The sequence below is a fragment of the Sphingomonas sp. BL-S-28 genome (assembly GCF_055521515.1).
This window is the reverse complement of sequence record NZ_CM145484.1, coordinates 1,358,583-1,379,162: the sequence shown is the minus strand read 5'-3', so window position 1 is coordinate 1,379,162 and position 20,580 is coordinate 1,358,583. Positions and strand designations below refer to the sequence as shown.

Genomic DNA, 20,580 nt, shown 5'->3' with positions numbered 1-20,580 from the left:
CCATTGACCGGCGCCGGGGTGGCGGGGGGCGGCAGGAGCGGACCAAAAGCCTCGCCAAGATGGCGGGGTGCACCGAAAGGCCGGAACAGGGTGGAGGACCTGGGCCCTGCCCAGGTTGCGGCTCGCCATGGCGGGGCTAAGGGGCCGTGACGCCCCCCGTCACCCTGGAGCCGAGGCACACGCCGACGCGCCACAGGCGCGGAGACCGCTGACGGGGCGTGAATAGCGTCCCGCCCGGTCCGCTCAAAACGGGACGGAACGCGTCATGCGATCGTTACGGCTATGCCGACGAGACGCCGAAGGTGGCTCGGCCGAAGCGCCAGCGGAGGTAGAGCGCGGTCAGGCCTTCAGGTCTGAGACGCCCACTTTCTTGCGTTAGCCTCCAAGTTGGATCGAAAACCCGAATCCAAAGTGGACTTTCCGGTCAGAGCCTTTTCCCGCAAACCGTCCAGATGATCGCTCCACCATTGATGCATGGCAGTGCGCTCCTCCCAATAACGCCCGCGATTGTAGATGCCGCGAATAGCATTGGCATCCATGTGGGCCAAGGAACGCTCGATGGCGTCCGGGCTCCAGTGTCCGCTTTCATTCAGCAAGGTTGACGCGGTCGTTCTCAACCCATGAGCGGTAAGCTCGCGCGTGCCGTACCCCATCCGCCGAAAAGCGGCATTGATCGTGTTTTCGCTCATCGTCTTGCGCGAGGTATGGCGTGCCGGAAAAGCATAACCTTCCGGACCCGTCAGCTCATAGAGCTGAAGCAAGTAAGCAATTACCTGCCGCGAAAGCGGCACTTGATGCGGACGGCGCATCTTCATGCGCTCGGCCGGGATCGTCCAGACTGCCGTCTCGAGATTGAATTCGGACCAATTCGCTTTTCGCAGCTCGCCAGGGCGCGCCATCACATGCGGGGCAATCTGCATCGCAAGACGGGTCAGAATACCGCCGCTATAGCCGTCGATGTCTCGAAGCAGCTTACCCACCCGATCGGGTTCAAGGAGCGCCGCGTGATGCCTGACTTTGGGCGTCAAGAGAGCGCCCTTCAGAATGAAGGTCGGATCGTTCTCCCCGCGACCGGTCGCAACGGCATAACGAAAAACGCGGCTGGCGAAGGAGCGGCAACGCTGCGCCGTCTCGCGCTTGCCCTTGGCCTCGATCGCCTTGAACACGGCGAGCAGTTCCAGCGGCTTGATTTCCGTAATCGGCCGCGAGGCGATTGGCTTCATGTGCGACAGTAGCCAGTTTGCCTTTACGGTCGTGGCCTCGGCCCGCTCCTCCGCCACCATCTTGTCGATGAATTCCTTGGCGATGTCGTCGAAGGTGTTGGCAGCCTTGTAGGCAGCAACAAGCTTGTGGATCTTCCGCGCCGCCAGCGGATCTTCACCAGCTTCGAGAAGCTCGCGCGCCTCATCCAGTTTCCTCCGCGCACCGGCAAGACCAACGTCAGGATAGCGCCCGAGGGCAAGACGCTTCTGCTTGCCGGCAAAGCGATATTTGAATCGCCAGAGCTTCGATCCGTTTGGGTGAATTTCCAGATAGAGCCCTCGGCTATCGGAGCACTGATAAATCTTCCCAGCAGGCTGAAGTTGACGGACCTGAACATCGGTAAGCGCCACGCGCGTTCTCCTCGACAAATCGAAGTGCGGCGTTGCAATTCCAAAGGGCCACCTGTTCGGTTCCTCTCGAGGAGGCTACCATGGCACCTTGTGGCACCATTTCGTTCAGGATGCCCTGAAATTTCCTGACACACTTCGAGACCAACGATGTCCAAAAGTGGCAGAAATCTGCCGTTTTGTCGAGGTTTTGGGATGTCTTGGGAGGGTCAAATGGTGCCGGCTACAGGATTCGAACCCGTGGCCCCCTGATTACAAATCAGGTGCTCTACCAACTGAGCTAAGCCGGCACTCGCCGTGGCAAGTCCGGCGCCCTTACAGCGTGGCAGGGGCGCCGGTCCAGCATTTTAATCAGAACACCGCGTGCGGGGCGTCTTCCTTCATCATCGCCTGGCGAACCAGCGGGATCGGCGGGCCACCGTAGCTGAGGAATTCGTCGTGGAACGCCTTCCAGCCGGCGCGGCCGCCGCGCGTGGCGGTCCAGTCGTCACGCAGCTTGCGGATCATCAGCTTACCCAGCGTGTAGTTGAGGTAGGCCGGATCGTAGGTGCCGCGCGCGGCCTGTTGTTCGGCGGTGCCTTCGTCCTGATAACACTCGGTCATGAACATCTGCTTCGACTGCTGCTGCGTCATGCCGCGCGCGTGCAGGCCGATGGCCGAGAGATAGCGGCAGTTGCGCAGCAGCGCGTTGGACAATTGCCCGACGTGGACGCCCGCGTCTCCGTTGCCGACGCCCGCATCCCACATCATTTCCTCGGCATAATGAGCCCAGCCTTCGGCAAAGGCGTAGCCGACGAACAGGCGCCCCACCCATGAGGGCGAGCGGTTCGAGTGCAGGAACTGCAGGAAGTGGCCCGGCATCACCTCATGCACGGAAGTGAACAGCAGATCGTTCTTCCCGGGAATGTAGTCCTGCTGCATCTGCTGCGACCACGCCGGATCGGGCGGCGAAATGTAATAGACCGAGGCGATGCCCTTATCGAGCGGCCCCGCCGGATCGATATAGGCCGAATTCTGGCGGTTGTAGGGCGGGCTTTCCTCCACCTTCGCCTGTTCGGTGCCGGGGATCGTCACGATGTCATGCTGGCGCACAAAGGCGGTGAGATCGGGGATTTCCTTGCGCGCCTCTACCACCGGGCCGCCATCGGGCTTGTCGCTGCGCATCTTGTCGAAGCAGCCCTGGATATCCTTGCCCGGCGCATATTCGGCGCAGGCGGCCTTCAGCAGATCCTGATTGCGCTTCAGGTCGGCGCGGCCGACGGCTTCGAGTTCGTCGAGCGGAGCGTCGACTGCCTCGGTCGCCGCCACCATGCGTGAGAAGCGCTCCGCCCCCATCGCGAAGTCCTGCGTCGGCGTCGCCTTGGATAGCCAATCGGCAAGGCCCTGCATGGACGTGGCGGCTGCTTCGGAACTCGCCTTGAATTCGGCCTGCAGCTTGGCGTCCTTCACATCGGCGAAGGCGGCGCGGGCATCGCCGCGGTAGTATTCGGCAAAGCCCGAGAACCCGGCGACGCCCAGCTTGATGAAGCTGGCGGGCATCGCGGTCTTCAGGTTGCCGCGGATCTGGGTGGCGGCGGTTGGCACGGCCTTGAAGAACGCGATCATCGCCTTCATCCGCGTCGGCTTATCCGCATAGTCGCGGCTGACGTAGACGTTGGGGTCGAGGCCGTTCTCGATGTAATAGCCGGGATTGTTGTGCGGCTTGTCGGCATCGACCAGCCAGAACAGCTGGCCCTTGGCGACCTGCACCAGATAGTCCCGCTCGAACCTGTCGGCGGCCGAGAGGTTGGTGAACTTGCCGGCATCGGCGATCACGCCGCGCAGGAAATCGGCGCGGGCCTTCAGGCCGGCGGCGCTCCAGTCGGGCAAGCGGCCATCGAACTGGTGCGCGCCCTGATAGATCGCGAAGGACGGGTCCTGCGCCATCCACGCGTCCAGCGTCTTGCCGACATAGGCCTTCCACGGCGTGGCAGGCGTGCCCATCGCGGCGCTGACCGGGGTGGGTTGAGATGTCTGCGTGGGTGCGGCGCCTGCGCCGGTGGCGAGTGCGAGGCAGGCCATGCCTGCCAGCAACGTGTGCTTCATGTCTTCGAGCGATCCCTGTCCATTTGAAGGCTTCGCCCGGCCGGGCGCGCCGTGATGGGCAAGGTTGTGCGTCAGACCGCGCCGAAGGTCCAGCCCTCGGTAAGGGCCAGTTCGGGGGTCATTTCGGCGGGTTTCCACAAGTCTGCGCGCGGCGCGGCGGTGCGCAGCCAGGCGGCGGTGAGCAGGGCATCGGCGCTGTGATCGTCGATGGGGCCCTCTCCTTCGACCTGTGGCGATCCGAGTACGGCCAGCGCCGCATTGAGCGCCGCGTAATCGGTCATCTTCGCGCGCCCGGCCGAGCGTCCGGCGGCCACGGCGGCGAGCGTGGTGTAGATCTCTGTCACCACCGATCCGCTTTCGGGCAGCGGGTCGATCGGCCAGACCGAGACGGCCCCGCCCAGCCGGTGCAGCAGGCGCATGCCGGTGAGGCTGGACTTGCCGACTTGCGCCGCGCCGACGAGGTTGAAGTTGGAGTACGGCTTGCACCCGGCGCGCGCCTGCGCCTCCTCGGTCACGCGCATGCGGCCGCGACGGTGCAAGGCTTCCGGCAAGTGAAAGCGCGCACCCTCGCGGCCACCATGGCGGCGGAAATAGGCGCTGAGCTGCGGGTGATCGACGAAGCTGGCGGCGGAGAGGTGCTCGTCCCCGGCACAAATGCCGTCGATCAGCGCCCAGAGCGCGCGGGCATCGGCGGGGCTCTGCGCCCAGCCGGGGAAGAACGCCCCGGCATCGGCGAAAGGTAGCGAGATGCCGAGATCGAGCCCCACCAGCGTGTCCTGCGGCAAGCCGTCGCGGAGCAAATGCAGCACCGCCTCGCGCGACCAGTGCGCATGGCCTTCGGGGCGCAGCAGCTTCGACGCGCCTTCAAGCCCGCAGAGCGCGACGGCGATCCCCTTCTGGCGCGGACCGAGCGCGCCGGACCAGTCGATCGCCATGAAGTGCCGGAAACGCGGGATCACTTCTTCGGTCGTGCGGGCTTGCGCGCTGCCGCCTGATCGCGGGCCAGCGCGATCATCGCCGCCACGCGCTCGGGATCGGCGGGGGCGAAGCGCACCAGCACGGCGGGCCAGCCCTGATAATGCGGCGTCTGCCAGTAGGTTTCCGGCTCGGTTTCCATCAGTATCTGGGCGGTATCGAGGTCCACCTGAAGCACGAAGGAGCTATCCGGCTCATGCCCCAGCGCCAGAAACGAGCGGCCGTTCGCCGCCACTTTCACCGCCGGTTTGCCATAACTGGTAGCGAGCACCGTGCCCTCCAGCGTCAGCGCATGGGCGACGACCGCATCCCAGTCGGCGAAGCGGGTCATTCCTCTTCCCGCCGTTCCGCCCGCTTGCGGTCCCACCATTCGATACGCTTGCGCAAGTCCCGCTCGAACCCGCGCTCGACAGGTTCGTAGAAAGTCTGCGGCGGCATGCCTTCGGGCCAGTAATTGTCGCCGGAGAAGCCATCCGGCGCATCGTGGTCGTAGGCATAGTCCTTGCCATAGCCGATGTCCTTCATCAGCTTGGTCGGCGCGTTCAGGATATTGGCGGGGGGCGGCAGCGATCCGGTTTCCTTCGCGCTCTGCCACGCGGCCTTCTGCGCCATATAGGCGGCGTTCGATTTGGGCGCGGTGGCGAGGTACAGGCAGGCCTGCACGATCGCGCCCTCCCCTTCCGGGCTGCCAAGGAACTCATAGGTCTGCTTGGCGGCGATGCACTGTAACAGCGCCTGCGGATCGGCCAGGCCGATGTCCTCGCTCGCCATGCGCGTCAGGCGGCGGAGCAGGTAGAGCGGCTCTTCCCCCGCCGTCAGCATCCGCGCGAGGTAATAGAGCGCGGCCTGCGGGTCCGACCCGCGCACCGATTTGTGCAGGGCGGAGATCAGGTTGTAGTGCCCGTCGCGATCCTTGTCGTAGACCGCGACGCGGCGCTGGAGAAAGGCGCCCAGCCCTGCGGGATCGAGCGGCTCCGGGATCTTCGCAGCGTAAAGCGTCTCTGCCTGATTGAGCAGGAAACGTCCGTCGCCATCGGCCGAGGCGACCAGGGCGGCGCGGGCATCGGCGTTCAGCGGCAGCGGGCCTTCCAGTGCCTCCGCCTTGTCCAGCAAGGTCTCCAGCGCGTCCGGGCCCAGCCGGTGCAGGATCAGCACTTGCGCACGGCTGAGCAGCGCCGCGTTGAGCGCGAAGCTGGGGTTCTCCGTCGTCGCGCCCACCAAAGTGACGGTGCCGCGTTCGACGAAGGGCAGGAAACCGTCCTGCTGCGCGCGGTTGAAGCGGTGGATCTCGTCCACGAACAGCAAGGTGCGCTGACCGGCCCGCGCCGCAAGGTCTGCCTCGGCAAAAGCCTTCTTGAGATCGGCCACGCCCGAGAACACGGCGGAGATCGCCGCGAAGCGCATGCCCACCGCATCGGCGAGCAATCGCGCGGTGCTGGTCTTGCCGGTGCCCGGCGGCCCCCAGAGGATCATCGAGGACAAGCGCCCCGCCGCCACCATGCGCCCGATCGCGCCTTCGGGGCCGGTCAGGTGCTCCTGCCCCACCACATCGGCCAGGGTGCGCGGACGCAGCCGATCGGCAAGTGGGGCATCCTCGCCCGGCAGATCGGGGGCATTGGAGGGCGGAAGATCATCGGCAAAAAGGTCGGCCATGGGGGCTATCTAGCGACTATGGCGCACAATTGCATCGGTTCCGCGCCGGGAGTAGCCTTGGGCCCGCAAGAAATCGGAGTGGGAGCAAGGGCATGATCGGAACCACGCTGGGCCGGGTGCCCCGGCATCTGTGGCTGGTAGGCATTGTCGCGCTGCTGTGGAACGCCTTTGGCTGCGTGGACTTTTCGATGACGGTCACGCGCAATCCCGTATGGATGGCGCCGCTTTCGCCGCAAGTGATCGACTGGCTGGACGAGGCACCGGGCTGGGCCGTGATCGCCTGGGCCATGGGCGTCTGGGGCGGATTGCTGGGTGCGCTGTTGCTGCTTCTGCGGTCCCGCTGGGCGGTTGGCGCTTTCGCGCTGTCACTGCTGGGGCTGGCGATCAACCAGACCTATCAGGTTCTGGTACCGATGCCGAATGGCGGGGTGAACACCGCCACTATCGCGCTGACTGCGACGATCTGGATCGTGGCATTGTTCCTGCTCTTCTACGCGATCCGGATGCGCAAGCGCCGCGTGCTGCGCTGAGGGGAAACCGGCGATGGACTGGAATCTGATCATCCACGCGCTGGATGAGTTGCGGGATGGGCCGCGGCCGCTGCTCGAATTCGCGAACATCGCATCCCGCCACGATCGCGCCTCCTGCCTGCAGACCGCACAGTACCTCGCCGATCGGGAGCTGGTTGCCCTGTCTACGGTCCAGTACCCTTTCACCTCCGTCGCCAGAGAGGAATGGCCGGACCGGCTGCGCGCGGCCTTTGCGGGCCAAGGCGCCGACCCCGTGCTCGCCGGGAACACCGCGATCGACCTGACCGAACAGGGCAGGCAGGTGCTTCAACTCTTCGGCATCGGCTATCCTTAGGGGCAAGCCGCATCCCGTCTGCGTACTTGCCCTTCGCGTGCGCTCGCCATATGGATCATATATGATTCGTATATTCGGGATAGCGTAATGGGCATCGTCAATATCGAGGACGAGCTGCACGAGCAGCTGCGCAAGGCCAGCAAGGCGTCTTATCGCTCGATCAATGCCCAGGCCGCGTTCTGGATCCGGATCGGCATGCTCTGCGAATTGAGCCCGGGGCTGACCTTTCAGGAGATCGTCATTCGCGAGTTGCGCGATGCGGGCGTAAATCCGGGGGTGGATCCCGGCGGGGTCGAACCGGCTGCTCTGGACATGCCCGCAAAATGATCAAGACGCCCGAAGAAATCGAACTGATGGCCGAATCCGGCCGTCTTCTCGCCTCCGTGTTCACCCATCTCGACACACTGGCGCTGGCCGGCCGGTCGACGATGGAGATCAACGATCTGGTGGAAGACCTGATCGTCCGCCAGTTGCACGCCCGCCCGGCCAGCAAGGGGCAGTACGGCTATGGCTTCGTGCTGAACTGTTCGCCCAATCAGGTGGTGTGCCACGGCGTCCCTTCCCCCGATGCGATCCTGCACGATGGGGACATCGTCAATTTCGACATCACGCTGGAAAAGAACGGGTTCATCGCCGATTCCAGCAAGACCTACATGATCGGCGAAGTGGCGCCGGCCGCGCGGCGGCTGGTACAGACGACTTATGAGGCGATGTGGAAAGGCATTCGCACGGTGCGCCCCGGCGCGCGGCTGGGCGACATTGGCCACGCCATCGAAAACCACGCCAAGCGCGCCGGCTATTCGATCGTGCGCGACTATTGCGGCCACGGCATCGGCCGCGAAATGCACGAGGCACCCGAAGTGCTGCATTTCGGCAAGCCGGGCACCGGCCTTGTGCTGAAGGAAGGCATGGTCTTCACCATCGAACCCATGGTGAATCAGGGCCGGCGGATGGTGGAGACGGAGAATGACGGCTGGACCGTCGTCACCGTGGACGGCAAGCTATCCGCCCAGTTCGAACATACCGTGGCGGTTACCGCCAATGGCGTGCGCGTGCTCACCCTGCGGCCGGACGAAATGCCGGCACGGCGATGATAGCGCGCAGGAATGTGCACTTTCATTCATACAACTTTGTACAAACCTGAACCGAATCTGCCAGTCCCGCTTCGATCCGGTTCAGCCACGCTCCTGTAGAACCGGTTTCAACGATGGCGGAAATGCTCCGGATGACCGGGTGCTTCCGCCGCTACAGGAGCACTAACCATGACCATCATGCGCAAGATCGGCCTTACCGGCGCGCTCGCTGCGACGGCGCTTGCCGCCGCGAGCCCGGCCATGGCCCAGGACTATCGCGGCTATCACCGTGGCGGCGACAATACCGCGGCCGTTGCCATCGGCGCCGGCGTCGTCGGTCTGGCACTCGGCGCGATCATCGCGTCGAACAACAACGACCGCTATCGCGACAGCTATCCCGGTTACTACACCAGCGGCTGGGAATATCGCGACGGCTGGTACTGGGACCGTGACGGCGGCCGCCACAGCCGCGACGAATATGCCCGTTACCACCGGGACAATCGCGGCGATTACCGTAACGATTATCGGGGCGGCAACTACGGCGCCGACCGGGTCGACTACCGTCGCGGCTACGACCGCAACCGGGACGACTTCCGCCGCGGTTACTGACGCCATCAAGAGCCACCGAGTGGCGGGATAAACCCCTCTCCCGCCGCAACGAGACGCCCGGCCCCTCCTCCTTGGCCGGGCGTCTTTTGGTGTTCGTTGGAGGCCGCCGAGTGATGCCCCTCGCATCGTCGCCGCGTCGCCTCCGATCACCGCAAACACAGCATTTCCAAACGGATCACAACGAGAAGTTCACAGGCGGTTCAGTGGAAACATTGCAGAAATGTTGCACGTGCCCGCTGGAACCGCCGTTGACTGGTTGGCCCGGAAAGGGAGTTCAATCGAGATGAATATCAGGATCAGGAATTTCGCCCTGGGCGCAGCGCTTGCGGCCTGCGCCGTGACCGCTTCGTCACCGGCGATGGCGCGTGGCGGCTATGGCGACGACACGGCAGCCGTGGCCATTGGTGCCGGCGTGATCGGGCTTGCCCTGGGTGCGGCGATCGCCGACCGGGGCGACCGCTACTACTACGATCGCGGCTATTACGGTTCGCGCCGCTACGTCACCGTGCGCGGCCGGCCGGGGTATTATTACTACTACGACGGCTATCCCAACCGGTACTATCAGGACCGCTATTACGATCGCTACTACGCGCCGTACTACCGCGAACACTATGGCCGTCCGGGCTGGGGCCGCCCCGGCTATGGCAGACCGGTTTATGGCCGTCCGGGCTATGCCCCGGGCCCCAACCGCTGGAACGATCATCGCGGCTGGGACAACAGGCGCGACTATGGGCACCGCGACTACGGCCGCCATGACGACCGTGGCCGCCACGACAACGGGCACCGCGATAACGGTCGCCACGACGATCACGGGCGCGGCTGGCGCCGCTAAACGGCGCGCGGATACGACCGAACCATATCGCACCTGAAATCGCAGGGCGGCGATCGAGCTTCGATCGCCGCCCTGTGCACGTCCGGTTCCGTCATCCGCACTCGCCAAGCCCTGCATGGGCGGCTATGGGGCGCCCATCATGGATATCGCCGACCTTCGGATCGCCCTGTTTTCGGGCAACTACAATTACGTGCGCGACGGCGCCAATCAGGCCCTTAATCGTCTGGTGGGATACCTGTTGAAGCAAGGCGCCCAAGTGCGCGTCTATGCGCCGGTGGTGGCCGAGCCCGCCTTCGCGCCGACCGGCGATCTGGTGGGCGTGTGCGCGGTGCCGATTCCAGGGCGTCCCGAATACCGCATTCCGCTTTCGATCGGGGCCAAGGCGCGCCGCGATCTCAATGCCTTCGCCCCCAACGTCATCCACCTTTCCTCCCCCGATCCGGTGGGGCATCAGGCGCTGAAGTGGGCGCGCAGCCGCAACCTGCCGGTGCTGTCCTCCGTCCACACGCGTTTCGAAACCTATCTGCGCTATTACAACATGGCTTGGGGCGAGCCGGTGATCGAGGCGATCCTGCGACGGTTCTACCGCCGCTGCGACGCGCTGGTGGCGCCGTCCGAATCGATGGCCCAGCTGCTGCGCGAACAGCGCATGAACTATGACGTGTCGATCTGGTCGCGCGGCGTCGATCGTGAGATCTTCCACCCGGACCGGCGCGATCTGGACTGGCGCCGCGCCCACGGCATCGCCGACAACGAGGTGACGATCGGCTTCCTCGGCCGTCTGGTGATGGAAAAGGGGCTGGACGTCTTTTCGGACACTCTCGACGAACTGACGCGGCGCGGCGTTGCCCACCGCGTGCTGGTGGTGGGCGAAGGCCCGGCCCGCGAATGGTTCGAAGAACGCCTGCCGCAGGCCGTCTTCGTCGGTTTCCAGCAGGGTGCCGACCTTGCCCGCGCGGTCGCCAGCATGGACATATTGTTCAACCCATCGGTCACCGAAACGTTCGGCAATGTCACGCTGGAGGCGATGGCCTGCCGCCTGCCGGTGGTCGCCGCCGCCGCCACCGGTAGCCAGAGCCTTGTCGACGATCGCCAGTCCGGACGGCTGCTGCCGCCGGGCGCGATCCACCAGTTCGCCGAGGCACTGAAGGCCTATATCGAGAATCCCGCCCTGCGCGAAGCGCACGGCGCCGCCGGGGAAGAGCGTGCGCTGGAATTCAGCTGGGATCGCATCAACAAGGAAGTGGCCGATACTTACGTGCGACTGGTTCGCCGGAAGACCCGCGCCTGAAGCCGTCTCACACCTGAATTCGCTTCATACCGGCGCCGGCTCGGCAAGCCCCACCTCGTCAAAATAGCGGCCCAATGCGTCCACCGCCTTGTCGGTCAATTCGATGAAGGCGCGCCGGCGGTCGCTGTCGTCGCATACGCGGCGGAACAGCCCGCCGGTGACCATCTGGCCGATCCAGCGCAAGGCGGTCGTCGGCGGTACCGCCGCGGCGATGCAGAGCGATGTGACGGAGACCTGTTTGCCTTCCTCACGCGCGGCCGCAAGGTCCAGCAACATGTCCCAGGCCGGATCGGCGAACAGATCGCCCTCGATATAGCGCGCGCGCAGCTGTCGCTGGCGCAGGATCTTGCGCACCAGCCGCGGTTCCGGGAGAGCCATCGACGTCAGGCGCGAGGGCGCGACGGCCGGTTCGGCGGGGCGTTCGCGCGGTTCCGGCTCGCCGCTGCCGGTCGGTGCCAGCCGCTCGATCCGGCCGGCGATCTGGCCCACCTGTTCGGTCAGACGCAAGATCATCAGGCGATCATCTTCCGACAGTTCGCGCACGCGGCTCTGCGGCAGCCCCGCCAACACCCGCCCCAAGGCCACCAGCCGCTCCGCCGGCGTAGGATCGACCAGCAGCAGCGGATCCGAACTGTCCATGCAGGCGAAAACATCGTCGAGAGCGTCGACACTGGTCGAAACGATCAGCCGCACGCCTGACCGGGCGGCACGCAAGTCCAGCCGCGTCAGTGCGGCAATGGTACCCAGGTCGGCAGTCGGGCAATCGACCAGCACGATTTCACCCAGCAGCAGATCGTGCGCGCTGGCATCGTCATCCAGCAGATCCGCCAGCGATCCGGCCCTGACGCGGAGCCCCGCTGCAACCGCGTCCTCGCGCATGGCGGCGTGGACGTGGGGACGCTCGGCAAAGATCGTGGCCAGAACCGATGGCCCGTGCCGCACGGCCCCGCCGCCGCGCTGATCCCCGCCGTAATTGAAATCCATCTCATCCATGCGCTCACCTTCCGCATTTTCACGTGCGTCTAGAGAACATGGTCCACCGGAAAACCGGGCGTTAAATCCTTGTTAAGTGTGAGCCACGAGGTTCCAGAGGCTCTCTCACCAGCCCGACAGTTCGCGGCGGACGAGTGCCTCCAGCATGTCGATCCCGACGGGCGTATCATTGAGGCAGGACAGCACCGCGAAATCGCTGCCGCCCGCCCCTTCGAACACTTCGCGCGCGCGGATCGCCAGTTCCTCCAGCGTCTCCACGCAGTCAGCCGAAAAGCCCGGCGCGGCGATGGCGATGCGGCGAGTTCCCGCTTTCGCCTCGGTTTCCAGCAGGTGCTCGGTCGACGGCTCCAGCCACTTGGCGCGGCCGAAGCGGGACTGGAAGCTGGTTTCGATGCGCAGCGCCGGGAAACGGCGGGCCAGCCGCTCGACCAGCAAGTGCGAGGTTTCGCGGCAGTGCCAGTAGTAGGGATCGCCCAGATCGGTCGTGCGCTGCGGCATGCCATGGAAGGACAGCACCAGCACTTCGGGCACGAAGGCCAGCGCTTCCAGCTGCCGGGCAAGATCGGTTTCCAGCGCATCGATATGCACGCGATCGGCGTAGTAGGGCGGCAGGGTGCGCAGCGTCGGCTGCGCGCGCATGGCCGCCATCGCCTGCCCCACCTTGTCCGCCACCGAAGCCGTCGTCGCACCCGAATATTGCGGATAGAGCGGTGCGATCAGGATGCGGTCGCAGCCCGCCGCTTTCATCGCGGCAAGCCGCGCGGGGATGGCGGGATTGCCATAGCGCATGGCCCAGTCGACGGTAATGCCCTCGCCCAGCCGCTGCTGCAGCTTCTCCGCCTGCGCGGCAGTGATGGCGGCCAGCGGCGATCCCTTGTCGGTCCAGACCTGACCATAGGCATGGGCGGACTTCGCGGGCCGCGTGCGCAGGATCACGCCGTGAAGGATCGGCTTCCACGCGATCGCCGGGATTTCCACCACGCGCGGGTCGGACAGGAATTCCGCCAGATAGCGGCGCACGGCCGGCGCGGTAGGCGCATCGGGGGTGCCAAGGTTCACCAGCAGCACGCCGATGCGCGGATCGGAAGTGGCCATCAGAACTCCTCGGCAAACAGGGGAAGGCGACGGAAGCGTAGCCCGGTCGCCGAGTAAAGCGCATTGGCGACGGCGGGTGCGACGGCGGCGGTGCCCAGTTCGCCGGGGTCAGCCGGATCGGCCTTGCTTTCGATGAAATCGACTTCGATGCGCGGGCAATCGGCCAGCGTGGGCAGCGCCATGTCGCCCAGCCGGTCACTGTCCGGCCGCCCGCCGACATAGCGCGGCGCGCAGCCCAGCGTCAGGCCCAGCCCGAACACCAGACCGCCCTCGATCTGCTGGCGGGCGATATCGTAATTGACGATACGGCCGATGTCGGCAACCGCGCTCAGCCGGTCCACCCGCACGCCGTTCTCGTCCCGCCGGGCGCTAGCGATCACGGCGATACGCCCCGCGCCGATCACGTGACAGGCAATGCCCTGGCCGCTGTTGTCTCCCCCGCCGCCCCATTCGGCCAGTGCCGCCACCCGCTGCAGGCACTCGGCCAGACGCGGATCGCCGCCCAGCATCGCCATGCGATAGGACAGCGGCTCCCGCCCGGCGCGATGGGCGAGTTCGTCCACGAAGCTTTCGTTGAAGAACGCGGTGTAGCCATGGGCATTGCCGCGCATGCGCCCCGTCGGCAGATCGATGGTCGCAGGGATGTGGTCGACGGCGAGCGCGGGGATGGCATAGGCCGGAACGGCGCCTTCCAGCGCCATCGGATCGGCCTTGCCCGCCACGGCGGCAATCGCCTCTCCGGCGCTGTCCCCGTCGAAGAAGCGGCGGCCGAATTCGCGGGCGCTGGCAGGCACGGCGATGCGCGCGCGCCAGCCGGCGATGCCGCCTTCGGCATTGGGGCGCGCGGCCATTACCGCCACGGCTGGCGTGCGCGGGAAAGCGGCGCGGAATTCCTCTCCGCGCGGCCAGGTCAGCTGCACCGGCCGTTCCATCGCCTTCGCCAGCTGTGCGACTTGCGCGGCGTGCTGGCATTCCAGCCGCAAGTCGAAGCTGCCGCCCAGCGCCAGGGGATAGAGCACGACCGCGCGCGGGCCGATGCCCACGGCCTCTGCCGCCGCCGCGCGCACCGCTTCGGGGGCCTGCGTGCCGATCCAGAGTTCCAGCTTGCCGTCCGCGAAGCGCGCCGTGGCGCTGGCGGTTTCTATCGTCGCGTGGGTGGCCGGCGCGACTTCGTAGCGGACCTGGAACGGCAGCAACCCGTCCACGGTAGCCTCATCGCCGGTCCGGTGAATCCGCTCCCCCGCGCCGGTGCGCATCGCCGCGTCCAGCGCATTGTCCACCACGTCGCTATCCAGCGCGCCGATCACGCGGTAGCGCGGCCGGGCGCGGACCAGTGCCGTCTCCGCGCTCCACCAGTCGTCCGCAACGGCGGCGACCCAGCCGGCCCCCTGCACGAAACGATGGAACCCGCGCACGGACTTGCCCGCCTGCTCGTCCAGCGCGGAGACTTCGGCCATCGCCCCCTTGCCGCCCACCAGCGGAGCATGGCGGATGGAGGCACGCAGCATGTCCGGCAGGCGGACGTCGCCGGCGAATTGCCATGACCCGTCGACCTTGGAAGGCAGGTCCAGCCGGGGATAGCGCAGCTTCGCGCCGGGCGGGAACTCCCCGGGCCTTTCCGCCGGGAAATCGGGCCGCAGCGGCGGCGGATTGGGCGGCGAGAGTGCCGCCGCCTCCGCTGCCAACACGCCGAAAGGCAGCACTTTGCCGGCATGGTGGACCAGCCCCGCGCCCACTTCGCATTCCTCTGCAGCGACGCCCCAGCGCGCGGCGGCGGCCTGCGCCAGCAGCGCCCGCGCCGAAGCCGCCGCGGCGCGCGCCGGCTCCTCATAAGCGGCCAGCGCAGTGCCGTTCGCGGTCACATTGAAACGATGGTCCTGCGCCCAGCGGCGGGTGACGAACGCGTCGGGGGCTTCGGCCAGCGAGGGCGCCAATGGCATCCACAGCGGCGCCCATTCGGCCGCCAGCACGGTGTTCGCATAAAGCGCGCTGACCGGCGCGGGCTCCACCGCCACCTGCCGCCAGTCCGCGCCCAGTTCCCAGGCGACCACTTGCGGCAGCAGCGTGGTGACGCCCTGCCCCATCTCCACTTGCGGCACCGCGACGCTGACCACGCCGTCCGCGCCGATCTTGATCCAGGCGCCGAAGGCATATTCGTCCGGCCCGGGTTCCAGCGGCAGCGGAAAGCGATGCGGGCGCAGCAGATAACCGACGGCAAGCCCGCCGCCCGCCAGCGCACCGATCAGGACGCCGCGCCGCGAAACCTGCATCAGATCTGGTCCAGCCAATCCGATACGCGGCGGCCCAGCGCCACGAAAGCTTCCGCCTGCGGGCCGGTTCCGGCGGCCGGCGGGGTGCCGGCATCGCTGTCCCGCCGGATCGCGATGTCCAGCGGAATGCGGCCCAGGAAGTCCAGCCCCATCGTTCGCGCCGCTGCCTCCGCGCCGCCCACGCCGAAGGGATCGCTCACTTCGCCGCAGTGCGGGCAGGCATAGCCGGCCATGTTCTCCACCACGCCGACCACCGGCACGCCGCTCTTTTCGAACAGAGACACCGCGCGGGCGGCGTCCATCAGCGCCAGATCCTGCGGGGTGGAGACGATCACCGCGCCGGCCGGCTTGAACTTCTGCAGCATGGTCAGCTGCACGTCGCCGGTGCCGGGCGGCAGATCGACCACGATGACTTCCGCATTTTCCCAGTGCGCCTCAAGAAACTGGGTGACCGCGCCCGCCACCATCGATCCGCGCCAGGCAATCGCCTGACCGGGTTCGGACAGTTGCGCCATCGACAGCACCGGCACGCCCCACTGGCTGGCCACCGGCACCAGCCGGCTTTCGTGCGCGACCGGGCGCTGCCCCTCGGTGCCGAGCAGCCGCGCCTGCGACGGGCCGGAAATATCCGCGTCCACCAGACCCACGCGGCGCCCCAGCCGGGCCAGCGCCACCGCCAGATTGGCCGCCAGCGTGGACTTGCCGACGCCGCCCTTGCCCGATCCCACCGCCAGAATGTGCTGGCGCGGCTTTTCGCCCATGACCGCGACGTGGACTTCGTCGACACCTTCCGCCGTTTGCAGCGCCGCCGTCACCGCCGGTTCGATCGCGGCCTGTTCCTGCACGGACAGGCCGGTGCCGTCGATCACCACGACCGCACGCCCATCGGTCAGCCGCAACGATCGCACGCGCGGCGCCAAGTCCGGCGAAATCAGCGATTTCAGGCGATCGGCATCGTGGCCGGAAGCATCGGGGGTAGTCATGAAGTCCTGCAAAGAATGTGGGGAGAATGGGGCATGAACAGGGTTCAGGTGGCCCAGTCGAGGAAAAAGGGCAAGAGAGGCACTGTTTTTGATGAAAAAGGCTTCCTATAGATGGTGACATGACAGCATTCGGTGACGCCATCTCACGCGCCGGCCTTGGTGCCGCACAAGATACAGGCTCCGGCGGAGCACTCGCCATGACCGGCCGCAAGAGCCCTTGGGGTTCAGGCGGCGATGGAGACGGTCAGGGCGGGGACGATGGACACGGTTCCGGGAACCCCGGTTCTGACGGCGGCGCTGAAGGCGGCTCCGATGTCCCCGGTCCGGAAGGCGCTGCGCCGGGTGGACCCGATGGCAATGCCCCCGGCAACAGCGAAGGCGCGAAGGGCGGATCGGCCCCCACTGGAAAGGGCGGCGACAAGCCTGACGACAGGCCCGGCCCCAACGACCCGCGCGGCCCGCGCAATCCGTGGCTGCCCAGCGGCGGCACGCCGCCGCGCCGCTCCGCCAGCATAGAAGATATCTTCCGCCCGCGCGATCCGCGCCGCGGCGGCGGCGGCTCCGGCGGTGGCGGCCTGGGCGGCGGTTTCCCCAACCTGCCGCGCCGCGCCGATGGCACCTCGTGGCTGCCGCTGGGCATCGGCGTGGCGGTATTGGGCGTAGTGCTCCTGTCCTGCATCCACTCGCTCAGCCCGCAGGAACAGGGCGTTGTCACGCGCTTCGGCCATTTCTCGCGCGTGATCGATTCCGGCGTCTCGCTGACCTTGCCCTGGCCGATCGAGCAGGTGGACAAGACCGACGTGCGCTCTTTCGCGGTGGACACGATCCCCGATGGAGAGAGTGAGAAGCTGATGCTGACCAGCGACAAGAACCTTGTCGACCTCAGCTATCTGGTCCGCTGGAACATCAAGGACCTGACGGACTATTCCTATCGCCTGATCGATCCCAAGGACACCGTGCGCGAAGTGGCGGAGGCCGCCATGCGCGCCTCCATCGCCCAAGTGTCTCTGAACGAGGCGCTGTCCGGCGCCGGCCGCGCGAGCGTGGAACGCGACGTGCGCGAGCGGACGCAGCGCATCCTCGATTACTATCGTTCCGGCGTGTCGATCCAGGGCATAGAGATCAAGAAGGCGGATCCGCCATCGAAAACCCGCGCGGCGTTCGATCAGGTCAACGTCGCCCAGCAGGAAGCCGATCGCGACCGTTCCAACGCACGCGCCAACGCGCAGCAGACGCTGGCGATCGCACAAGGTGAGGCTGCCGCGTTCGACAAGGTTTACGAGGAATACAAGCTGGCACCCGAAGTGACGCGGCGGCGCATGTATTACGAGACGATGGAGCGCGTGATCTCCCAGAACGATACGGTCGTGGCCGAACCCAAGAACATGACGAGCTACCTGCCGCTTCCGGAAATGAAGCGCCGCATCGATCCCGCGCCGGGCGACATCACCGTCACCGCCGGCCCGGCCGCCACGCAGGGAGGCCAGTGATGGGCGTGTGGCAGAACTACAAGGCCGCCTGGATCGCCGGGGGCGTCGTCGCCGTCGCAGTGCTGATGAGCGTCATCGTGGTGCCGGAGACCGAACAGGTCGTGGTCGTGCGCACCGGCCGGCCCGACCGCGTGTACAACGGCTATGTTCCCGGCGCACCGTTCGGCGCCACCGATGCCGGCATCCACTGGCGCATCCCCGGTCTTGAGCGCGCCGTGCGCATCGACAAGCGTCTGCTTTCGGTGGACATGCAGCAGGAACAGGTACTCTCCACCGATCAGCTTCGCCTGAACGTGGATGCATTCGCCCGCTACCGGATCATCGATCCGGTAAAGATGGTACAGACGGCGCGAACCACCGAGAACGTGACCGAGCAGCTTCAGCCCATCCTCTCCTCCGTCGTGCGGCAGGAACTGGGCAAGCGCACCTTCCAGTCGCTGCTGACGGCGGAACGGGGCGAGGCCATGGCCCATATCCGTGACGGGCTGGACCGCGAGGCCCGCGAATATGGCGCGCAAGTGGTTGACGTACGGATCAAGCGGGCGGACCTGCCAGAAGGCGCGCTGGAAAGCGCTTTCGCCCGCATGCAGGCCACGCGCCAGGAAGAAGCCAAGACGATCGCCGCGCAGGGCAACAAGGATGCGCAGATCATCCGCGCCGATGCCGAGGCGCAGGCCGCGCGCATCTATGCCGAAGCTTTTGGCAAGGATCCCAAGTTCTACGACTTCTACCGCGCGATGAAGAGCTATTCGATCTCGTTCGCCAAGGGCGAGGCCGGCAAGACCATTCTGCTTTCGCCCGACAACGCCTATCTTCAGCATTTCCGGGAACCGTAAGGCTTTCCGAACGATCAACGGATCGGCGCTCGTTTGCACCGGCCCGACGCGAGAACGCCATTCAAACCCGGTTAAGCTCGCGGAGCGTCAACCGGGGGCGATGACGACAGGATGTGACCCTGCACTGCCAGGACGGAGGAATCAAAGGACGTGAAGCCCGTGCGATACGCTTATGGATTGACCACAGCGCTCCTGCTGGGAGGCGCGACCGCCACTCTGGTCGCCGGCTATCCGGCTGGCGCCCAGGTCGCCCAGAACGAAGCCAGCCAGATGGCCCGCGTGGTGCCCCGATCGGGCGCCCCGGCGAGCTTCGCGGACCTGACCGAGCAGCTGGCGCCCTCCGTGGTCAACATCTCCACCCGCCAACGCGTGCAAGTGCAAGGCGGCGGCGCCAATCCCTTCGCGGGCACGCCCTTCGAGGGCCTGTTCGGCGGTGGCGGCGGCGGCTCCGGCCCGCAGACGCGTGAGGCGCAGTCGCTCGGTTCGGGCTTCATCGTCTCGGCCGACGGCTACATCGTCACCAACAACCACGTGATCACCGCAGAGGGCAAGGGCGAGGTCGAATCGATCACCGTCATCATGCCCGACGGTACCGAGTATCCGGCCAAGCTGATCGGCAAGGACGCTGCTTCGGACCTTGCGGTGCTGAAGATCACCGCCCCCAAGGCGCTGCCCTTCGTGAAATTCGGAGACAGTTCGAAGGCGCGCGTGGGTGACTGGGTGGTGGCCATCGGCAACCCCTTCGGCCTGGGCGGCACCGTCACCGCAGGCATCGTTTCCGCCGTGTACCGCAACACCGGCGCCGGCGGCGCCTACGACCGCTATCTCCAGACCGACGCCTCGATCAACCGCGGCAACTCGGGCGGCCCGATGTTCGACATGAGCGGGCAGGTGATCGGCATCAACAACGCCATCTTCTCGCCCACCGGCGGCAGCGTCGGCATCGGCTTTGCGATTCCTTCGGAAATCGCCTCGCCCATCGTCGAAAAGCTGATCAAGGGCGAAAAGATCCAGCGCGGCTATCTGGGCGTGCAGATCCAGGCGCTGAACGAGGATCTGGCGGATTCGCTGGGCCTTGAACACAACAAGGGCGAATTCATCCAGAGCGTCGTCGCCGATGGCGCCGCCGCGAAGGCCGGCATCCAGGCTGGTGACGTGGTCGTGAAGGTCGCCGGCAAGGAAGTGACGCGCGACCAGAGCCTCTCGTTCATCGTCGCCAATACGACGCCGGGTACCAAGGTGCCGGTCGAACTGATCCGCAACGGCCGCCGCATGACGGTGACCGCCACGGTAGCCCAGCGCCCGAGCGAAGACGATCTGGCCCAGAGCTTCGACAGCAGCGGTGACGATCAGGACAGCGACGCCTTCAACAACCCGCCGGCGCAGCAGGAACAGGGCGTGATCGAAAAGGCCACCGGCCTTTCGGTGACCCCGCTGACCTCCACGATCGCCCGCCAGCTGGGCGCGGCGGAAGGTACCAAGGGCCTGGTCATCATCTCGGTCGATCCCAGCTCGGATGCCGGCCAGAAGGGCTTTGCCCGCGGCTTCATCATCCTTTCGGCAAACAACCAGCCGGTCACGTCGAAGGCCGATTTCGAAAACGTGATCAAGGCCGCCAAGGCCGACAATCGCGCCGCGATCCTGCTGCGCGTTCAGCCGCGCGGTCAGCCCGCCGCCTTCGTGCCGGTGCGTCTGCGCTAAGAGCGTTGTTTGGGAAATGCCCGAAAGGGCATTTCCTGAGCGGCACCGGCCCTCTCCCCCACCCGACCACCCACTAGTGTACCCTGATGGGTGGTCGGGTGGGGGAGAGGGCCGGTGCCGCCAAAATCCGCCTACGGCGGATTTTCAAACGAACCCTGAATCGAAACGCCCGCCGGGAAACCGGCGGGCGTTTTCGTATGTGGAGCCTGCCCTGCACCCC

General features: G+C 66.3%; 19 protein-coding genes and 1 tRNA gene. 10 read left to right on the top strand and 10 right to left on the bottom strand.

The window, feature by feature from the left end:
• Window positions 1-347: 347 nt before the first annotated feature.
• From ACZ1JC_RS15290 to ACZ1JC_RS15265, 6 genes are all read right to left on the bottom strand, one after another.
• Window positions 348-1,613, bottom strand: coding sequence for a tyrosine-type recombinase/integrase (locus tag ACZ1JC_RS15290; protein WP_465136044.1), 1,266 nt, complete (start codon window positions 1,611-1,613; stop codon window positions 348-350).
• Between the two features lie 211 nt (window positions 1,614-1,824).
• Window positions 1,825-1,900 (bottom strand) — tRNA-Thr (locus tag ACZ1JC_RS15285).
• 61 nt (window positions 1,901-1,961) lie between these two features.
• On the bottom strand, window positions 1,962-3,695 hold the full coding sequence (locus ACZ1JC_RS15280) for a DUF885 domain-containing protein (protein WP_465136045.1): 1,734 nt from the start codon (window positions 3,693-3,695) through the stop codon (window positions 1,962-1,964).
• Between the two features lie 71 nt (window positions 3,696-3,766).
• Window positions 3,767-4,630, bottom strand: a complete 864-nt coding sequence (locus ACZ1JC_RS15275) for a hypothetical protein (protein WP_465138583.1) — start codon at window positions 4,628-4,630, stop codon at window positions 3,767-3,769.
• 20 nt (window positions 4,631-4,650) lie between these two features.
• Window positions 4,651-5,001, bottom strand: a complete 351-nt coding sequence (locus tag ACZ1JC_RS15270) for an MmcQ/YjbR family DNA-binding protein (RefSeq protein WP_465136046.1) — start codon at window positions 4,999-5,001, stop codon at window positions 4,651-4,653.
• Window positions 4,998-6,323 (bottom strand): replication-associated recombination protein A, encoded by a 1,326-nt coding sequence (locus tag ACZ1JC_RS15265; RefSeq protein ID WP_465136047.1) that lies wholly within the window; start codon window positions 6,321-6,323, stop codon window positions 4,998-5,000. Before ACZ1JC_RS15265 ends, ACZ1JC_RS15270 begins: the two co-directional genes overlap by 4 nt.
• A 92-nt stretch (window positions 6,324-6,415) precedes the next feature.
• Here ACZ1JC_RS15265 and ACZ1JC_RS15260 point away from each other — a divergent pair, with 92 nt between their 5' ends.
• The 7 genes from ACZ1JC_RS15260 to ACZ1JC_RS15230 all read left to right on the top strand — a co-directional run bounded on the left by ACZ1JC_RS15260 (window position 6,416) and on the right by ACZ1JC_RS15230 (window position 10,992).
• On the top strand, window positions 6,416-6,853 hold the full coding sequence (locus ACZ1JC_RS15260) for a hypothetical protein (RefSeq protein WP_465136048.1): 438 nt from the start codon (window positions 6,416-6,418) through the stop codon (window positions 6,851-6,853).
• Window positions 6,854-6,866: 13 nt separating this feature from the next.
• Complete coding sequence (locus ACZ1JC_RS15255; RefSeq protein ID WP_465136049.1) at window positions 6,867-7,187, top strand: hypothetical protein; 321 nt, start codon at window positions 6,867-6,869, stop codon at window positions 7,185-7,187.
• An 87-nt stretch (window positions 7,188-7,274) separates the two neighbouring features.
• Entirely contained in the window at window positions 7,275-7,514 is a 240-nt protein-coding gene (locus ACZ1JC_RS15250) for a ParD-like family protein (protein ID WP_465136050.1), read from the top strand.
• Window positions 7,511-8,281 (top strand): type I methionyl aminopeptidase, encoded by a 771-nt coding sequence (gene map / locus ACZ1JC_RS15245; RefSeq protein ID WP_465136051.1) that lies wholly within the window; start codon window positions 7,511-7,513, stop codon window positions 8,279-8,281. Before ACZ1JC_RS15250 ends, map begins: the two co-directional genes overlap by 4 nt.
• Before the next feature lie 168 nt (window positions 8,282-8,449).
• Window positions 8,450-8,869 carry a hypothetical protein gene (locus ACZ1JC_RS15240; protein WP_465136052.1) on the top strand — a complete coding sequence of 140 codons (420 nt, stop codon included), beginning with the start codon at window positions 8,450-8,452 and terminating at the stop codon, window positions 8,867-8,869.
• 283 nt (window positions 8,870-9,152) lie between these two features.
• Window positions 9,153-9,701 carry a hypothetical protein gene (locus tag ACZ1JC_RS15235; RefSeq protein ID WP_465136053.1) on the top strand — a complete coding sequence of 183 codons (549 nt, stop codon included), beginning with the start codon at window positions 9,153-9,155 and terminating at the stop codon, window positions 9,699-9,701.
• A gap of 139 nt (window positions 9,702-9,840) precedes the next feature.
• Window positions 9,841-10,992: a glycosyltransferase family 4 protein gene (locus tag ACZ1JC_RS15230; RefSeq protein WP_465136054.1), complete on the top strand. Its 1,152-nt coding sequence runs from the start codon at window positions 9,841-9,843 to the stop codon at window positions 10,990-10,992.
• 24 nt (window positions 10,993-11,016) lie between these two features.
• On the opposite strand, the gene ACZ1JC_RS15225 is transcribed toward ACZ1JC_RS15230, so the two are convergent.
• The 4 genes from ACZ1JC_RS15225 to ACZ1JC_RS15210 all read right to left on the bottom strand — a co-directional run bounded on the left by ACZ1JC_RS15225 (window position 11,017) and on the right by ACZ1JC_RS15210 (window position 16,333).
• Window positions 11,017-11,985 (bottom strand): MarR family transcriptional regulator, encoded by a 969-nt coding sequence (locus ACZ1JC_RS15225; RefSeq protein ID WP_465136055.1) that lies wholly within the window; start codon window positions 11,983-11,985, stop codon window positions 11,017-11,019.
• A gap of 105 nt (window positions 11,986-12,090) precedes the next feature.
• On the bottom strand, window positions 12,091-13,080 hold the full coding sequence (hemH, locus tag ACZ1JC_RS15220) for a ferrochelatase (RefSeq protein ID WP_465136056.1): 990 nt from the start codon (window positions 13,078-13,080) through the stop codon (window positions 12,091-12,093).
• A complete protein-coding gene (locus tag ACZ1JC_RS15215) occupies window positions 13,080-15,350 on the bottom strand; it encodes a molybdopterin cofactor-binding domain-containing protein (protein ID WP_465136057.1) in 2,271 nt (756 codons plus the stop codon). The genes hemH and ACZ1JC_RS15215 overlap by 1 nt, the downstream gene beginning before the upstream one ends.
• Complete coding sequence (locus ACZ1JC_RS15210) at window positions 15,350-16,333, bottom strand: P-loop NTPase (protein ID WP_465136058.1); 984 nt, start codon at window positions 16,331-16,333, stop codon at window positions 15,350-15,352. Before ACZ1JC_RS15210 ends, ACZ1JC_RS15215 begins: the two co-directional genes overlap by 1 nt.
• Before the next feature lie 197 nt (window positions 16,334-16,530).
• On the opposite strand from ACZ1JC_RS15210, the gene hflK reads away from it, so the two are divergent.
• From hflK to ACZ1JC_RS15195, 3 genes are all read left to right on the top strand, one after another.
• Window positions 16,531-17,823, top strand: a complete 1,293-nt coding sequence (gene hflK, locus ACZ1JC_RS15205) for a protease modulator HflK (RefSeq protein ID WP_465138584.1) — start codon at window positions 16,531-16,533, stop codon at window positions 17,821-17,823.
• Complete coding sequence (hflC, locus tag ACZ1JC_RS15200; protein WP_465136059.1) at window positions 17,823-18,659, top strand: protease modulator HflC; 837 nt, start codon at window positions 17,823-17,825, stop codon at window positions 18,657-18,659. Before hflK ends, hflC begins: the two co-directional genes overlap by 1 nt.
• 159 nt (window positions 18,660-18,818) lie before the next feature.
• The gene (locus ACZ1JC_RS15195; RefSeq protein ID WP_465138585.1) at window positions 18,819-20,360 is read left to right on the top strand and encodes a Do family serine endopeptidase; all 1,542 of its coding nucleotides are present in this window, start codon (window positions 18,819-18,821) and stop codon (window positions 20,358-20,360) included.
• Window positions 20,361-20,580: the final 220 nt, after the last annotated feature.

Excerpts from the sequence above, each read along its gene's own strand:
- ACZ1JC_RS15230 (WP_465136054.1), top strand. The coding sequence starts at position 9,841 with ATGGATATCGCCGACCTTCGGATCGCCCTGTTTTCGGGCAACTACAAT.
- ACZ1JC_RS15225 (WP_465136055.1), bottom strand. The coding sequence starts at position 11,985 with ATGGATGAGATGGATTTCAATTACGGCGGGGATCAGCGCGGCGGCGGG.
- ACZ1JC_RS15210 (WP_465136058.1), bottom strand. The coding sequence starts at position 16,333 with ATGACTACCCCCGATGCTTCCGGCCACGATGCCGATCGCCTGAAATCG.
- ACZ1JC_RS15275 (WP_465138583.1), bottom strand. The coding sequence starts at position 4,630 with ATGGCGATCGACTGGTCCGGCGCGCTCGGTCCGCGCCAGAAGGGGATC.
- ACZ1JC_RS15240 (WP_465136052.1), top strand. The coding sequence starts at position 8,450 with ATGACCATCATGCGCAAGATCGGCCTTACCGGCGCGCTCGCTGCGACG.
- hflK (WP_465138584.1), top strand. The coding sequence starts at position 16,531 with ATGACCGGCCGCAAGAGCCCTTGGGGTTCAGGCGGCGATGGAGACGGT.
- ACZ1JC_RS15250 (WP_465136050.1), top strand. The coding sequence starts at position 7,275 with ATGGGCATCGTCAATATCGAGGACGAGCTGCACGAGCAGCTGCGCAAG.
- ACZ1JC_RS15255 (WP_465136049.1), top strand. The coding sequence starts at position 6,867 with ATGGACTGGAATCTGATCATCCACGCGCTGGATGAGTTGCGGGATGGG.
- map (WP_465136051.1), top strand. The coding sequence starts at position 7,511 with ATGATCAAGACGCCCGAAGAAATCGAACTGATGGCCGAATCCGGCCGT.
- ACZ1JC_RS15280 (WP_465136045.1), bottom strand. The coding sequence starts at position 3,695 with ATGAAGCACACGTTGCTGGCAGGCATGGCCTGCCTCGCACTCGCCACC.
- ACZ1JC_RS15215 (WP_465136057.1), bottom strand. The coding sequence starts at position 15,350 with ATGCAGGTTTCGCGGCGCGGCGTCCTGATCGGTGCGCTGGCGGGCGGC.
- ACZ1JC_RS15270 (WP_465136046.1), bottom strand. The coding sequence starts at position 5,001 with ATGACCCGCTTCGCCGACTGGGATGCGGTCGTCGCCCATGCGCTGACG.
- ACZ1JC_RS15235 (WP_465136053.1), top strand. The coding sequence starts at position 9,153 with ATGAATATCAGGATCAGGAATTTCGCCCTGGGCGCAGCGCTTGCGGCC.
- hflC (WP_465136059.1), top strand. The coding sequence starts at position 17,823 with ATGGGCGTGTGGCAGAACTACAAGGCCGCCTGGATCGCCGGGGGCGTC.
- ACZ1JC_RS15265 (WP_465136047.1), bottom strand. The coding sequence starts at position 6,323 with ATGGCCGACCTTTTTGCCGATGATCTTCCGCCCTCCAATGCCCCCGAT.
- ACZ1JC_RS15260 (WP_465136048.1), top strand. The coding sequence starts at position 6,416 with ATGATCGGAACCACGCTGGGCCGGGTGCCCCGGCATCTGTGGCTGGTA.
- hemH (WP_465136056.1), bottom strand. The coding sequence starts at position 13,080 with ATGGCCACTTCCGATCCGCGCATCGGCGTGCTGCTGGTGAACCTTGGC.